General features: G+C 70.5%; 9 protein-coding genes and 1 pseudogene. 3 read left to right on the top strand and 7 right to left on the bottom strand.

All coding sequences use genetic code 11. The features are described from left to right. The first annotated feature begins 29 nt into the window (after positions 1-29). Positions 30-2,240, top strand: a complete 2,211-nt coding sequence (locus tag QE377_RS05200; RefSeq protein ID WP_307320206.1) for a glycoside hydrolase family 3 C-terminal domain-containing protein — start codon at positions 30-32, stop codon at positions 2,238-2,240. Between the two features lie 101 nt (positions 2,241-2,341). Here QE377_RS05200 and QE377_RS05195 read toward each other — a convergent pair whose 3' ends face one another. From QE377_RS05195 to galT, 3 genes and pseudogenes are all read right to left on the bottom strand, one after another. Further along, entirely contained in the window at positions 2,342-4,531 is a 2,190-nt protein-coding gene (locus QE377_RS05195) for an alpha-galactosidase (protein WP_307320205.1), read from the bottom strand. A 40-nt stretch (positions 4,532-4,571) separates the two neighbouring features. Next, positions 4,572-5,751, bottom strand: a pseudogene (galK, locus tag QE377_RS05190) (galactokinase). Positions 5,752-5,756: 5 nt separating this feature from the next. Beyond that, complete coding sequence (galT, locus tag QE377_RS05185; protein WP_307320204.1) at positions 5,757-6,923, bottom strand: galactose-1-phosphate uridylyltransferase; 1,167 nt, start codon at positions 6,921-6,923, stop codon at positions 5,757-5,759. A 53-nt stretch (positions 6,924-6,976) separates the two neighbouring features. Between galT and QE377_RS05180 the strand changes: the two genes are divergently transcribed. After that, the gene (locus QE377_RS05180; RefSeq protein WP_307320202.1) at positions 6,977-7,942 is read left to right on the top strand and encodes a LacI family DNA-binding transcriptional regulator; all 966 of its coding nucleotides are present in this window, start codon (positions 6,977-6,979) and stop codon (positions 7,940-7,942) included. Positions 7,943-8,004: 62 nt separating this feature from the next. Here the strand turns inward: QE377_RS05180 and QE377_RS05175 are convergent, their stop codons facing one another. The 4 genes from QE377_RS05175 to QE377_RS05160 form a co-directional block, all read right to left on the bottom strand. After that, entirely contained in the window at positions 8,005-9,327 is a 1,323-nt protein-coding gene (locus QE377_RS05175; protein ID WP_307320200.1) for an ABC transporter substrate-binding protein, read from the bottom strand. Positions 9,328-9,410: 83 nt separating this feature from the next. Next, positions 9,411-10,298, bottom strand: coding sequence for a carbohydrate ABC transporter permease (locus QE377_RS05170; protein WP_307320198.1), 888 nt, complete (start codon positions 10,296-10,298; stop codon positions 9,411-9,413). Then, a complete protein-coding gene (locus QE377_RS05165) occupies positions 10,295-11,194 on the bottom strand; it encodes a carbohydrate ABC transporter permease (RefSeq protein ID WP_307320197.1) in 900 nt (299 codons plus the stop codon). The genes QE377_RS05170 and QE377_RS05165 overlap by 4 nt, the downstream gene beginning before the upstream one ends. Continuing rightward, entirely contained in the window at positions 11,191-13,197 is a 2,007-nt protein-coding gene (locus tag QE377_RS05160) for a beta-galactosidase (RefSeq protein ID WP_307320195.1), read from the bottom strand. Before QE377_RS05160 ends, QE377_RS05165 begins: the two co-directional genes overlap by 4 nt. Before the next feature lie 139 nt (positions 13,198-13,336). On the opposite strand from QE377_RS05160, the gene QE377_RS05155 reads away from it, so the two are divergent. Next, the gene (locus tag QE377_RS05155) at positions 13,337-14,353 is read left to right on the top strand and encodes a LacI family DNA-binding transcriptional regulator (RefSeq protein WP_307320193.1); all 1,017 of its coding nucleotides are present in this window, start codon (positions 13,337-13,339) and stop codon (positions 14,351-14,353) included. Positions 14,354-14,637 lie beyond the last annotated feature (284 nt).

The raw sequence follows: 14,637 nt of genomic DNA, 5'->3' as shown, positions 1-14,637 counted from the left end.
GAGCAGCGCCGTGATCACGAAGGAGCACCATGACGGATGTGTCCCCCGCCGAGCTGACGCTCGAGGAGAAGGCTTCGCTCACTAGCGGCCGCGATTTCTGGACCACCAAGCCGATCGTCCGGGTCGGGGTGCCCTCGATCATGATGACCGACGGGCCCCACGGATTGCGCAAGCAGTCGGCGGCGAGCGACCATCTCGGTCTCGCGCAGAGCGTTCCCGCCACGTGCTTCCCGCCCGCCGTGGGCCTGGGCTCGTCGTTCGACCCGGAGCTCGCGGAGCGGGTGGGCGTCGCCCTGGGGGCGGAGTCCGCGCTCGAGGACGTCGCCGTGATCCTCGGCCCCGGCGTCAACATCAAGCGTTCGCCGCTGTGTGGCCGCAACTTCGAGTACTTCTCCGAGGATCCGATCGTGTCGGGCGTCATGGGAGCCGGCCTCGTGCGCGGCATCCAGTCGCGTGGCGTCGGAGCCTCGCTCAAGCACTTCGCCGCGAACAACCAGGAGACCGACCGGCTCCGCGTCTCGAGCGACGTCGATCCCCGGCCGCTACGCGAGATCTACCTGCGCGGCTTCCAGCGCGTCGTGGAAGACGCGCAGCCGTGGACGGTCATGTGCTCGTACAACCGCATCAACGGCGTCTACGCCTCCGAGGATCCCTGGCTGCTCACCTCCGTGCTCCGCGGCGAGTGGGGCTTCGAAGGGCTCGTCGTCTCAGACTGGGGCGCAGTCAACGACCGCGTCGCCGGCGTCATGGCGGGGCTCGACCTCGAGATGCCCTCGAGCGGCGGACGCACCGACGCGCAGCTCGTCGCCGCCGTGAGAGACGGCTCGCTGGACGAGGCCGCCGTGGATCTCGCCGCCGGCCGCGTGCTCGAGCTCGTACGTAAGGCCGAAGCGCGGGCCGCCGCATCCGGGACGCTGGACGTCGACGCACACCACGCACTCGCCCGCGAGGCGGCCGGTCGCTCGATCGTGCTGTTGAAGAACGACGGGGGCATCCTCCCGCTCGGTCGCTCGCAACGCATCGCCGTCATCGGTGCATTCGCCGCCGAGCCGCGCTTCCAGGGCGCGGGGTCCTCGCTCATCAACCCGACGCGGGTGGATGCGGCCCTCGACGCGATCCGCGAGGCAGCTGAGAGCGAGGTCGCGTACGCAGCGGGCTTCACCTTCGACGGCAGAGGGGATGCGGAGGCGCTGCGCGCCGAAGCGGTGGCCGCCGCCGCATCCGCCGAACGCGTCGTGCTGTTCCTGGGCCTTCCGGCAGCGGAAGAGTCCGAGGGGTTCGACCGCACGCACATCGATCTGCCCGCCGTGCAGCTCGCTCTCGTCGACGAGATCGTGAAGGCCAACCGGAACGTGGTCGTCGTGCTCTCCAACGGCGGCGTCGTCGCACTGCCCTTCGCCGAGCGGGTGCCGGCGATCCTCGAGGGGTGGCTGCTCGGCCAGGCCGGGGGCTCTGCTACGGCGGACGTGCTCTTCGGCGACGTCAACCCGTCGGCAAAGCTCACCGAGACGATTCCGCTGCGGCTGGAGGACACCCCCTCCTACGGCAGCTTCCCGGGGGAGTTCGGCCACGTCCGCTACGGCGAGGGCCTCCTCGTCGGCTATCGCGGCTTCGACGCGGCCGCGAAGGACGTCGCCTTCCCGTTCGGACACGGCCTCTCCTACACGAGCTTCGCCTACGGGGATGCCGCCGCCGAGATCACCGAGGCGGGCGACGTGCGCGTACGGGTCGACGTCACCAACACCGGGGACGTCGCCGGGCGCGAGATCGTGCAGGTGTACTCCTCGCTGCCCGCTTCCGCCGTGCAGCGGGCGCCCCGGGAGCTGAAGTCGTTCCTGTCGGTCGCGCTGGATGCGGGCGAGACCCGCACGGCCGAGCTGATCGTCCGCCTTAGCGACCTCGCCTACTGGGACATCCGCGTCGAGGGCTGGGTCGTGGAGCCGGGCGAGTACGTCTTCGAGGTCGCAGCGTCGAGTCGCGACATCCGCTCGTCCGTCGCGCTCGAGCTGGCAGGCGACGAGGTGCGTCCGCGGCTGTCGCGCGAGTCGTCGATCGGCGAGCTGCTGGACAATCCGGCAACGGCTCCTGTCATCGGCCCGGCGATCACCGCGATGTTCGGTGACGACGCGGGGATGATCAAGATGATGGCGTCGTTCCCGATCGGCCGCCTCGCCGCCTTCCCGAACGCGCCCGTGAGCGAGCAGCAGGTCGACGAGCTGATCGCTGCCGGCAACGCCTGACGCCCAGGTGCGGTGAGCGGAGGGGATCCGGTGAGCGGAGCGCGTGCATCCCTCGAGGCGCGCTCCGCTCACCGCATCCCCTCCGCTCCGGGGCGGCGCGTTCAGTCGAGGCGTCGCACGTCGAAGAGCATCGCCTGCTGCGGGTCGAGCGTCGGCAGCGGGACGCCCGCTGTCGCCAGCACGGCCCCGGGCAGCACGACCTCTTCCTCCAGGGCACGGCTGATCCACTCCGGGGGTGTGACGTCGCGGCGCTTCGCCTGCCCGATCTCGGTGCGGATGCGGACGCCGTAACGCGCCTTCGCATCGAGTCCGGGGAACGGGATGCGGCCTACCTGGCCGTCGGCGGAGCTCGCCAGCCGTGCCCAGGTGAAGAGCGCGCGCGACCCGTCCTGCGCGATGATTCCCGTGAGCTGCGTCGCGTCGTCGACGAGGTCCGCATTGACGACGCGGCCGCTGTGCACCAGAGGGCGCAGTTCCCTGTAGAGGTCGGCCCAGGCGCGGGTCGCCGCCAGCTGCGCGTCGTCCTGGCGCGTGAGGTCCGCCTCGATGCCCGCGTGCGCGGTGAGCGCCGTGACGAAGCGGAACGACAGGTCGGTGACGCGGGAGGTCGTGTGCGCCTCGACATCGCCCAGGTGGGAGCCGATCAGCTCGGGCGGCACGATCAGCCGGGTCCAGCGTTCGATCTGCGAGCGCTCGACGGGATCGTTGCAGTCGGAGGCCCACACGCGGTCGGTGCGCTCCAGGATGCCGAGATCCACACGCCCGCCGCCCGCGGAACACGTCTCGATCTCGAGACCGGGATGCCGGCGTCGCAGCTCGTCGAGCAATCGGTACAGCGCGCGGGTCTGCCTGTGGACCGCGGGTCGGTCGCCGTCGCCGCGGTGTGCGACGGCCTCGAGCAGATCGCGGTTGTGATCCCACTTGAGGTAGTCGATGTCATACGCCGCGACCAGCGCGCTGATGCGCTCCAAGAGGTATGTCCACGCCTCGGGGCGGGCGATGTCGAGCACCTGCTGGTGCCGTGACGTGCCGCCGAGCCCTTCGGCAGGCGCGAGGATCCACTCCGGATGCTCGCGAGCCAGGTCGGAGTCGGGACTGATCATCTCCGGTTCGAACCAGAGGCCGAACTGCATGCCCGCGGCGCGCACCTGCGTCACGAGGGGTTCGAGCCCCTCGGGCCAGACGTCCTCGTCGACGTACCAGTCGCCGAGACCGGCGCGGTCGGATCGGCGGTGGCGGAACCAGCCGTCGTCCAGCACGAGGCGTTCCACGCCGACTGCCGAGGCGCGCTCGACGAGCGCCGACAGGCGCGTCAGGTCGTGGTCGAAGTAGACCGCTTCCCAGGTGTTGAGCGTCAGTGGGCGCGGCGAGGAGGGATGCGTCGCCCGCGCGCGCAGACGCCGGTGCAGGCGATCCGAGAGGCCGTCGAGACCCGCATCCGACCAGGTGAAGATCGCGAGCGGCGCGTCGTAGCGTTCGCCGGGGGTGAGGCGGATCTCGCCGGCTCGGAGCAGTTCGCCGACGCCGATGACCGAACGCAGCGCCCCCGCGCTCTCGGGCAGCCTCTCGGCGAGGTACTCGGCGTCGCCCGAGAAGGCGAGGTGCGCGCTCCAGAGCTCACCGTGCCCGAAGCCGAAGCCCGGCGTTCCCAGCGTGAGCAGGAACGGTGAGTCGTGCCCGGGCTTGCCGCGCCGGGCGCGCCGCACGTGGCTGCCGTCGCGCAGGGCCCCGCGCTGGGGCGAGCGTTCGCGTACCCATTTGCCGGAGAAGTCGAGCACTTCGCTCGCGCGGGCAGGCACGGGCATGAGGGCGCGCAGCGCCTCCAGGTCGTAAGGTGCGTCCGCGCCGCCCTCGGCCGGGCGCGTGAGGGAGAGCGCGACGCTCAGCACACCGAAGCGGTCGAGGGTGTATGTCGCCTCGCTGTCCAGGCTGGTCACCTCATCGCGCATCAGGATGCGGATCCGGCCGCCGCCCGCCTCGTCGTGCGACACGTGCGCATCCACGAGGCGGGGCCGGGGTGTCGTGGCGGCGCCGGCTGCATGGCCCGCCTGCGCGGGGCTCCCCGACCAGCCGTCGCGCTCGGTCGGCCAGATCGTGAGCGTGCGTGTCGCATCCAGCGCGTTGTTCAGCACGGCGGGAACACCCGTGAGACGCATGCCCGCGCCGAGATCGGTGGCGTCGCCGAGATCCGCTCCCCAGTGCAGGATGCGGGGAACCGGGTCGGTGAGCTCGATCAGCAGGCTCACACCCGCGGCGCGCAGGTACGCCGTCGTGTCGTCGTCGCGGTGCATCGATGCTCCTTCGCGCGGGCGGTGGGTCGGCGGGGTCCGGTCAGGCGTCGCGGTGCGCGCCGGCCGACGGGATCACGGTGAAGATCGTCGGCGCGGCGAACCCGGCGTCGGCGAAGGCTCGGCGCACCGCATCCGACACCGTATCGATCCGGTCTGCATCGACGAGCGCGATGGCCGCGCCGCCGAAGCCGCCGCCGGTCATGCGTGCGCCGATCGCACCGGCTGCCATGGCCGCCTCGACCGCGGTGTCGAGCTCGGGCACCGAGATCTCGAAGTCGTCGCGCATGGATGCGTGGGAGGCGAGCAGCAGCTCGCCGATGGCTCGCGGACCCTGTTCGCGGAGCGTTCGAACCGTGTCGAGCACGCGCTGATCCTCGGTCACGACGTGCCGCATCCGACGGAACGTCACGTCGTCGGTCTTCGTTCGTGCTCCTACGAGGTCCTCGACGCGCACGTCGCGAAGGGCCGGGACACCCATGATGGAGGCGCCGAGCTCGCACGACGCGCGGCGCTCGCGGTAGCCGCCGGTCGAGTGCGAGTGCTTCACGTTCGTGTCCATGACCAGCAGCTCGAGGCCCGCGGTCGCGAAACCGAGGTCGACGACCGTGGTGTCGAGCGGTGCGGCAGTCGAGGAAGATCGCCGCATCCTGCTCGCCGAGCATCGAGGCCATCTGGTCCATGATTCCGGTAGGGGCGCCGACGGCCTCGTTCTCGGCGACGCGGCCGACCTTGGCGAGGGTGACGCGGTCCAGTCCCAGCTCCCACACGTCGTTGAGAGCGGATGCGGTCGCGCCCTCGATCGCTGCGGAGGACGACAATCCCGCCCCGACCGGGACGTCGGAGGCGATCGCGATGTCGACGCCCGTCAGGCTCGCGGCATCCCGGCCCGACGCCGCCAACAGCGCCCACGCGACGCCGAGCGGGTACGTGGACCACTCGGGAACGTCGTCGCGCCCCTCGGGGAAGAGCGCGTCGAGCTGGTCGAGCGCGACCTCCACGGGCACCGGGTCGAACGTCGAGACGACGCGGATGCGGCCGTCCTCGCGCAGACCCAGCTGCACGTGCGTGCGGTGCTCGATCGCGAACGGCAGCACGAAGCCGTCGTTGTAGTCGGTGTGCTCGCCGATCAGGTTCACCCGGCCCGGCGCCGACCAGTGGCCGATGGGCTCGTGGCCGGTCAGTTCGACGAACAGGTCGCGGGCGGCGGCGGCCGCATCCATCGGGGTCACAGCGATACTCCTTCTACGGCCTCGCGCAGGCGGGCGGCGGCGGTCTCGGGCGGGACGTCGCCGATCCAGGCGCCCATGGCCGCCTCGCTCCCGGCGAGGTACTTCAGCTTGTCGGCCGCGCGGCGCGGCGAGGTCAGTTCGAGGTGCAGGCGAGCGCCGGCGCGGCCGGTGTGAACGGGGGCCTGGTGCCAGGCCGCGATATAGGGCGTCGGCGTGTCGTAGAGCGCATCGACCCCTCGCAGCAACCGCAGGTACAGCGGTGCCAGCTCGTCGCGCTCGGCGTCGCTCGTCTCGGCGAAGTCGGCGACGTGGCGGTGGGGCACGAGGTGCACTTCCAGGGGCCACCGCGCGGCGAACGGCACGAACGCGCTCCAGTGCTCGCCGACGAGGATCATGCGTTCGCTCTTCGACTCCATCTCGAGGATGCGGTCGAAGAGGTCGTCGCCGGTGCGCTCGAGCGCGGTCAGCAGCCGCTGCGTGCGCGGGGTGACGTACGGATAGGCGTAGATCTGGCCGTGCGGATGCGGGAGGGTCACGCCGATCTCCTGCCCGCGGTTCTCGAACGGGAAGACCTGCTGGATGCCGGGGAGCGCCGACAGCGCCGCCGTGCGATCCGCCCAGGCCTCGATCACGGTGCGCGCGCGGGTGACAGTCTGGGTGCCGAAGGAGCCCGCGTGCTCGGGGCTGAAGCACACGACCTCCGTGCGCCCCACGGACGTGCGGGTGCGGCCGAGTCCGTACTCGGCCAGGTCGGCGAGGCCCTGCGGCGGGTCGACGGCCGCCGGGACGTCGTCGGTCGCCACCGCGAGGGCGGGACCGAACGAGGGCGACTTGTTCTCGAAGACCGCCACGTCGTAGCGCGACGGGATCTCCGAGGGGTTCGAGGGCGTCTGCGGGGCCAGCGGGTCGAGCTCGGCCGGAGGCAGGAATGCGCGGTTCTGACGGTTGGCGGCGATGGAGATCCAGTCGCCGGTCAGCACATCGAGGCGCATCGTCGCGGTCTCGGGACGCGGTGCCAGCTCGCGCGCGTCGATGCTGCGCTCGGGCGGGAGTGTCGTGTCGGGGTCGTCGTAGTAGATGAGTTCGCGGCCGTCGGCGAGGCGTATGGGGCGCTTCACGACGCCCGCACCGAGGAATGCGACATCCTGCTGAGGTGTGTTCACGATAACACGCTACATTTCGGGCGTGATATCGTCAACATGACGACGGGGGCGCGATGGTTCGAGTATCGATGGCGGATGTCGCCGCGCACGCGGGCGTGTCCGCTCAGACCGTGTCCCGGGTGGTGAATCAGAGCCCGCGCGTCGACCCGGCCACCCGCGCCAGGGTTGAGGCGGCCATGAGCGTGCTGGGCTATCGGATGCATCGCGCGGCACGCGCCCTCCGCACGGGGCAGACCCGCACGATCGGCCTCGTCGTCTCCACTCTCGCCTCCGTCGGCAACTCGCGGATGCTGCAGGCGATCGCGGAGGCCGCCGCCGAACGCGACTATGCGCTCGCGATCGTCACGGTCGCCGGCACCCGCGACATCGCCGAGGCCTTCTCGCAGCTGCGCGACCAGGGTGTCGACGGTGCCGTCGTCCTCAACGAGGCGACGCGACTCGCCCGCGGCGCCGAGCCGCCCGCGGGGCTCCGCCTCGTCGTGGTCGACTCGCCGCCCGACGACCGCTTCACGATCGTGCAGACCGACCACGCGGGCGGTGCGCGGCTCGCGACCCGACATCTGCTGGACGCCGGCCACCGCACGGTGCATCACCTCGCGGGCCCGGTGACCTCGTTCGCGGCGTCGGAGCGCGAGCGCGGGTGGCGCGAGGAGCTCGCGGCGGCGGGCATCGACGCGCCCGAGCCGGAGCGCGGCGACTGGACCTCCCGATCCGGGTACGAGCGCGGCGCCGCCTTCGCGGCCGCATCCGCCGTCTTCGTCGCGAACGACCAGATGGCCCTCGGGCTGCTGCGTGCCCTGGCCGACGCCGGTCGACGTGTGCCCGAGGACGTCGCCGTCGTCGGCTTCGACGACATCGTGGACGCCGCCGAGTACCGCCCGCCGTTGACCACCGTACGGCAGGACTTCGACGTGCTGGGCGCCCGCGCCGTCGAGGTGCTCGTGCGCATGATCGAGACGGACGAGCCCGCATCCGCGCAGGCGATCGGCGCGACCCTCGTCGTCCGCGACAGCGCCTGACGCGTTCCGAAGACGCGTGATGCCCCGGGACGCGGAAAGGTTCCGGGGCATCACGGTCGGAGTTACTTCTGGACCGGGATCGACTGCGACTCGAGCGTCTTGATGGTCGCGTCCTGACCCTTCTTCAGCGCGTCGGCGAGCGTTCCCGAGCCGGACACGGCGGCCTTGAAGCCGTCGGAGACGTCGGCGTAGGTCTGCGTCATGGTCGGACCCCACACGAAGTCGGGGGTGACCTCGGTGGCCGCCTGGGCGAACACGTCGTAGATCTTCTGGCCGCCGTAGAAGTCGACGCCCTCCGCCAGCGACGGGAGCTTCAGGCCCTCGGTGGTCGCGGGGTAGATGTTGGCGGCCTTGTTCAGCGCCGTCAGCGCCTCATCGGACGTGTTCAGCCACAGCGCGAACTTCGACGCCTCGTAGGGGTGCTCGCTGCCCTTGAGCACGGCGATCGAGGATCCGCCCCAGTTTCCGGAGACGGCGTCGCCGGACTTCCACTGCGGCATCTGTGCGACGGACCACTTGCCGGACGTGTCCGGTGCGCCGCTCGAGATCGAGTTGGCGCCCCAGACCGCAGAGTTCCAGGTCCAGACCTGGCTCGAGTTGTACGCGTTGTTCCACTCGTCGGTCCACGCGGGGTAGGTGCTGACGAGGTCCTCCTTGATGAGGTCCTGCCAGTAGTCGGCGACCTTGGTCGAGGCGTCGTCCGTCAGCGAGACCTTCCAGCCGTCGGAGCCGTTGTCGAACCACTGCCCGCCGGCCTGCCAGACGAAGCCCGCGAACTGGTTGATGTCGGACTGCGAGAAGTTCGTGATGTACCCGCCGAGAGCGCGGATCTTCTTCGCCGCATCCTTGTACTCGTCCCAGGTCGTCGGCACGGGGATGTTGTTGGCCGCGAACAGGTCGGAACGGTAGAAGAGGCCCATGGGGCCGATGTCCTGCGGGATGCCGTAGACCCCGCCGTCCAGTGCCACCTGGCTCCACGCCCAGCCGACGAACTGGTCCTTGGCGGAGCTGACGTCGCCGCAGTTCGCGATGTTCTCGACGCCGTCCTGCACGAGGAAGTTGGGGAGCGCGTCGTACTCGATCTGGCCGAGGTCAGGTGCGTTGCCGGCCGCGATCTGGTTGAAGAAGTTCTGGTAGGTGCCGCTGTTGCCGTTGGGGCCGGTCTGCACCTTGACCTGGATGTCGGGGTTCTCGTCGTTCCAGATCTTCACGACATCCTCGATGCCGGGGATCCACGAGGTGAACTCGAGCGTGACCGGACCGTCGGCCGGTGCGCAGTCGCCGGCAGCGGCGTCGCTGCCCTGGTCACCGCCCGCGGCGCAGCCGGCGAGCAGGAATGCCGACAGCGCGAGAGCTGCGACGGCCTTCTTTCTGGGGTGCTGCATTTCCATCCCTTTCTTGGTGGTGCGTCCTTCGGGCCTTTCCGACGGACGAGGGCCGGGCGGTTCCTTCCGCCCGGAGTCTCAGATCACTTGATGGCGCCCGCGCCGAGCCCGCCGCGCCAGAAGCGCTGCAGCAGCAGGAACGTGACGATCAGGGGGATCACCGACAGCAAGGCACCGATGAGGACGAGCCCGCGCAACTCGGGCAGCTGGTTCAGCTGGTTGTTCCAGCCGAACAGGCCGTAGACGACCGGGAAGAGCTCTTCGCTGCGCAGCATGATCAGCGGCAGGAAGAAGTTGTTCCAGATGGCCACGAACTGGAAGAGGAACATCGTCACGAGCGCCGGCGTCATCAGTCGCATGCTGACGGTGAAGAAGGTGCGGATCTCGCCCGAGCCGTCCAGACGCGCGGCTTCCAGGAGCTCGTCCGGCACGGAGGATGCGGCGAAGATACGCGCGAGGTAGACCCCGAACGGACTCACGAGCGACGGGAGGAACACCGCCCAGAACGTGTTCGTCAGCTGCACCTGGCTGAAGATCAGGAACAGCGGCAGAGCGAGCGCAGTTGCGGGCACGAGCACGCCGCCGAGGACGACGTTGAAGAGGAACTCCCGCCCCGGGAAGCGGTACTTCGCCAGGGCGTAGCCCGCCATCGCCGCCAGCAGCGTCGCGATCGCACCGCCGAGGCCGGCGTACAGCAGCGAGTTGCCGAGCCAGCGCAGGTAGATGCCGTCGCGGTACGCGAACAGATCACCGATGTTCGCGAACAGCCGGAAGTCGGCGAACCACAGCGGGTTGGTCGTGAGGATGTCGCCGGTGTCCTTGCTGGACGCCACGAGCAGCCACCACAGCGGCAGCAGGAAGTAAACCGTGAACACGGCCATGATGAGCATCGCCGAGCCGCGCGAAACCAGGGGCTCGCGCACGCGACGGGTGGCGCCGGTGCTCCGGCGGGTGGCGACGGTGGCGCTCATGCGTTGCCCTTCCGCTGCATGTACTTCATGAATCCGAACGAGAGCACGAACGTGGTCACGGCCAGCACGACCGAGAACGCGGCCGCGAGGTTCGGGTTGGGGATGGATGCGGTCGCGTAGACCGTCATGTTGGGGGTGTAGGTGCTGGTGACCGCCGAGCTGAAGGAGCGGAACACCTGCGGCTCCGCCAGCAGCTGCAGCGTGCCGATGATCGAGAAGATCGCGGTCATCACGATCGCGGGCCGGACGAGGGGGATCTTGATCGACCAGGCGATGCGGAACTGCCCTGCCCCGTCCAGGCGCGCCGCCTCGTAGATCTCGGTCGGGATGGACAGCAGCGACGAGTAGATGATCAGCATGTTGTAGCCCACGTAGACCCAGGTCACGACGTTCGCGATGGACCACAGCACGAGATCGGCGCCGAGGAAGTCGACGTTCTTCGTCAGTGCGGTGAACGGCGACAGATTCGGCGAGAACAGCGAGCCCCACATGATCGCTGCGATCACGCCGGGCACCGCGTACGGCACGAAGAACGCGAGGCGGAAGAAGCGCTTGCCCTTGACCAGCGGTGAGTCCAGCAGCAGTGCGAACAGCAGTGCGAGGCCGAGCATGACAGGCACCTGCACGACGCCGAACAGCAGCATCCGCCCGACCGAGCTCCAGAATGCCTCGTTCTGGAAGACGAGCACGTACTGCGCGAATCCGCCGAAGACCTGTTCGGCCTTTCCGAAGGTGCCCTCGCGGCGCACGACGAGTGTCGACTGCACGATCGCGAAGAGGATCGGCGCGACGTAGAACAGGGTGAACAGGATGCCGAACGGCACCAGCAGGAACGCGATCGCCGCTTTGTGCGGCACCCGCGTCCGGGGCCGCGCGGGCGCTTCGGTGATGGTCACAGGGACTCCTCGATGATCCGGACGGCGCCGGCGGACACGACCGCGGTGCCGTCGACCGGCTGGTCGGTGAGCAGGTCACGGCCGCGGGCGTCGACGGCGACCTCGTTCTCTGAGTCGTTGATGACGAACAGATACGAGCCCTGCTCGCCCCGCCGGCGGACGACCTCGACGCCGGGGATGCGCGAGGCGTCGGCCTCCAGCCCGGCCTCGGCCGCCATCCGCGAGACGAGCGCGGCGTAGGAGGACGCGTCCGGCTGGGTGGCGAGATACCAGGCGGAGCCCGCTCCGACGGTGCGACGGGTGAGGGCGGGCATGCCGCCCGCGGGACCGTCGACGAACGTGTCGACGACCTCCGCGTCGATCGCCCGCATCCGTTCGGTCCAGACGCTTCCGACGGCGCCGGATCCGAGGCGGACCGTGTGCCCGGGTTCGAGCGGGGCGAACTCCTCCGCGCCGACGCCGAGCAGGTCGCGGAACGCGCCGGGGTAGCCGCCCAGGCGAACGGCGTCTCGCTCGTCGACCGTGCCGCTGAAGAACGTGATGAGCACCGCGGCGCCGGATGCGGCACGCTCGGCGATGACGGAGGCATCCGCATCCCGCACGAGGTGCAGGGCCGGGACGACGACGAGCGTGTGGTCATCGAGAGATGCTCCGGGGCGGATGATGTCGACCGTGAGGCCCGCCGCGGTGAGCGCGGCGTGCGCGGCGTGGACCTGCTCGAGGTAGGCGAGCGCCTCGCTCGGGCGCCCCTCGCCCTCCGCGGCCCACCAGCTCTCCCAGCTGAAGAGCAGAGCGGCCTGCGCGTGGACGCGCGTTCCCACCACGGGGGCGAGCGCGCGCAGGGTGCGGCCGAGCTCGAGCACGCGCTGCCAGGCCGCGGTGTCGGTGCCGGCGTGCGGGACGAGCGCGGAGTGGTACTTCTCCGCGCCCTGGGCCGAGGCGCGCCACTGGAAGAAGCAGATGCCGTCGGCGCCGCGTGCGACGTGCGTGACCACGTTGCGCAAGAGCTCGCCGTCGCTCTTCGCGAGGTTGTACGGCTGCCAGTTGACCGCACCGGTCGACGTCTCCATGAGCAGCCACGGCTCACCCTGGGCGAGTCCGCGGGTCAGATCCGCCGCGAACGACAGCTCCGCGCGGGGAACCGGAAGGCGGTTGTCGAGGTAGTGGTCGTTGGCGATGACGTCCATCTCGCCCGCCCACGACCAGTAGTCGAGGTTGCGGATGTGGGCCGTCACCATGAAGTTGGTGGTCACCGGCACCGCGCTCGCCGCGCGGATGATGGCGGCCTCCGCGCGGTAGAGACCGAGCTGCTCGTCGGAGCTGAAACGGTGGAAGTCGAGCATCTGGCCGGGGTTGCGCAGCGACAGGGCGCGGCGCGGGGGCAGGACGTCGTCCCAGGTGCCGTAGCGCTGGCTCCAGAACGCAGTGCCCCACGCGTCGTTGAGCGCCTCGATCGTCTCGTAGCGGCGCTGCAGCCAGCCGCGGAAGGCCTCGGCGCTCGCGTCGCAGAAGCACAGCGCGTTGTGGCAGCCGAGTTCGTTCGACACGTGCCACAGGGCGACGGCCGGGTGGCTCCCGTAGCGCTCGGCGACCCGGGTGACGACCTCGGCGGCGTAGGAGCGGAAGACGGGGGAGCTGGGGCAGTAGGCCTGACGCCCGCCCGGCCACGCGCGCACACCGTCCTCGGAAACCGGGAGGATCTCGGGATGGATGCGGCTCAGCCACGGCGGCGGCGACGCGGTGCCGGTGCCGAGGTTCACGCGGATGCCGTGCGCGTGCAACAGCTCGATGATGTCGTCGAGGGCGGTGAAGTCCCACTCGCCCGGAGCGGGGTTGATGTCCGACCAGCCGAAGACGTTGATGGCCACGAGGCTGACGCCGGCCTCGTTCATCAGGCGGACGTCCTCTTCCCACACCGACCGGTCCCACTGCTCGGGGTTGTAGTCGCTGCCGAAGACGATGCCGTCTGCGGCGAGGGTGGCGAGATGGGCGGCGTCGGGCATCCCGTGGCGCTCCTTTGCGTAGCTGTGAACGTGCACACATTTGCGTGCGAAGAATCTCGGAAGAGAATCTGTGAACGTGCACAGATTGTCACGGTTCGCCGCATCCGTCAAGCGGAGCCGCGCCGATAGGCTGGCGCCCATGACCGCATCCCCATCCGGACCCCGCCGCTCCACGGTGCACGACGTGGCGCGCGCCGCCGGGGTGTCGCGGGGCACGGTCAGCCGTGTGCTCAACGGCGGGTACGTGTCGGAGCAGGCGCGCGAGGCGATCCACCGCGCCATCAGCGAGGTCGGCTACGTGCCGAACACCGCCGCGCGCAACCTCGTGCGCCAGCGCACGCAGGCGGTCGGCTTCATCGTGCACGAGCCGCACTCGCTGTTCCTCGAGGACCCCAACATCGGCGGCATCATGCTGGGGGCCAACACGACGCTGTCGCAGGCGGACTACCAGATGGTGTGCGTCGTCGTGGACACCGCGCGCGACACCGACCGGGTCGCCCGGTACCTGTCGGGCGGATTCGTCGACGGTGCCGTGATCGTGTCAGCCCGGCATCAGGACCCCATCTCCGATGTGGTCGAGCGGCTCCGCCTTCCCGTCGCCTTCGTCGGCCACCCGCCCGGGATCAGCGGCGCCTGGGTCGGCATCGACAACCGCGGCGCGGCCGAGGCCGTCGTCACCCGACTCCGCGAGACGGGTCGCCGCCGGATCGGCATGATCGCCGCGGCCCTCGACCGCGACTCGGGCAGCGACCGCCTCGCGGGGTTTCGCGCGGCGCTGGGCGATGCGTTCGACCCCGCACTGGTGGAACCCGTCGACCTGTACGCCTTCGCCGACGGTGCCGCAGGCATGGCGCGGCTGCTCGAGCGCGCCCCTGACCTCGATGGCGTGTTCGCCGCATCCGATGCCGTCGCGGCCGGCGCGATGCAGGCCTTGCGGGCGGCGGGGCGGAGAGTCCCTGAGGACGTCGGGGTCGTCGGCTTCGACGACAGCGCCTGGGCGACCCGCACGTCGCCGCAGCTGTCCACCGTGCACCAGCCTGCCGAGGGGCTGGGCGCCGCGGCCGCCGCAGCCGTGCTCGCACAGCTCGACGGCGATCAGAGTGTGCGCACCGGCATCCTCCTCGACGCCCCCGTCGTCTGGCGCGACTCCGCCTGACGCGCGGGACTCGGGCGTGCGGTGTGGGCCGCATGCGTGCCCGAACTCCTGCAGATCGGGCTTGTGGCGTGCGGATGCGGGGGCCCGGGGCGGGTTCTGCAGGAGTTGGGGCGCGCCCCAGCTCGGCCGGAAGGTGCTGGGACGGGTGGTCGGGGCGCCGGATCGGTGGGGTCTGGCTCTGCGGTGCCGGCCGGGGGCCTGTCCCGGCCGGGCTGGTGGGGCCTGCCGGGGTGGTGCCTGCCGGGGATGGTGCCTGAGCCGCATCCGTGCCCGAACTCCTGCAG

Source organism: Microbacterium sp. SORGH_AS_0862, from assembly GCF_030818795.1.
Taxonomy (GTDB): Bacteria; Actinomycetota; Actinomycetes; order Actinomycetales; family Microbacteriaceae; genus Microbacterium.
The sequence above is the reverse complement of the archived record's forward strand: the minus strand, read 5'-3'. Positions and strand labels throughout refer to the sequence as shown.

What these genes read in the sequence shown, in the direction of transcription:
- QE377_RS05195 (WP_307320205.1), bottom strand. Translation starts at nt 4,531, where the DNA reads ATGCACCGCGACGACGACACGACGGCGTACCTGCGCGCCGCGGGTGTG.
- QE377_RS05160 (WP_307320195.1), bottom strand. Translation starts at nt 13,197, where the DNA reads ATGCCCGACGCCGCCCATCTCGCCACCCTCGCCGCAGACGGCATCGTC.
- QE377_RS05175 (WP_307320200.1), bottom strand. Translation starts at nt 9,327, where the DNA reads ATGCAGCACCCCAGAAAGAAGGCCGTCGCAGCTCTCGCGCTGTCGGCA.
- QE377_RS05155 (WP_307320193.1), top strand. Translation starts at nt 13,337, where the DNA reads ATGACCGCATCCCCATCCGGACCCCGCCGCTCCACGGTGCACGACGTG.
- QE377_RS05200 (WP_307320206.1), top strand. Translation starts at nt 30, where the DNA reads ATGACGGATGTGTCCCCCGCCGAGCTGACGCTCGAGGAGAAGGCTTCG.
- QE377_RS05170 (WP_307320198.1), bottom strand. Translation starts at nt 10,298, where the DNA reads ATGAGCGCCACCGTCGCCACCCGCCGGAGCACCGGCGCCACCCGTCGC.
- QE377_RS05180 (WP_307320202.1), top strand. Translation starts at nt 6,977, where the DNA reads ATGGTTCGAGTATCGATGGCGGATGTCGCCGCGCACGCGGGCGTGTCC.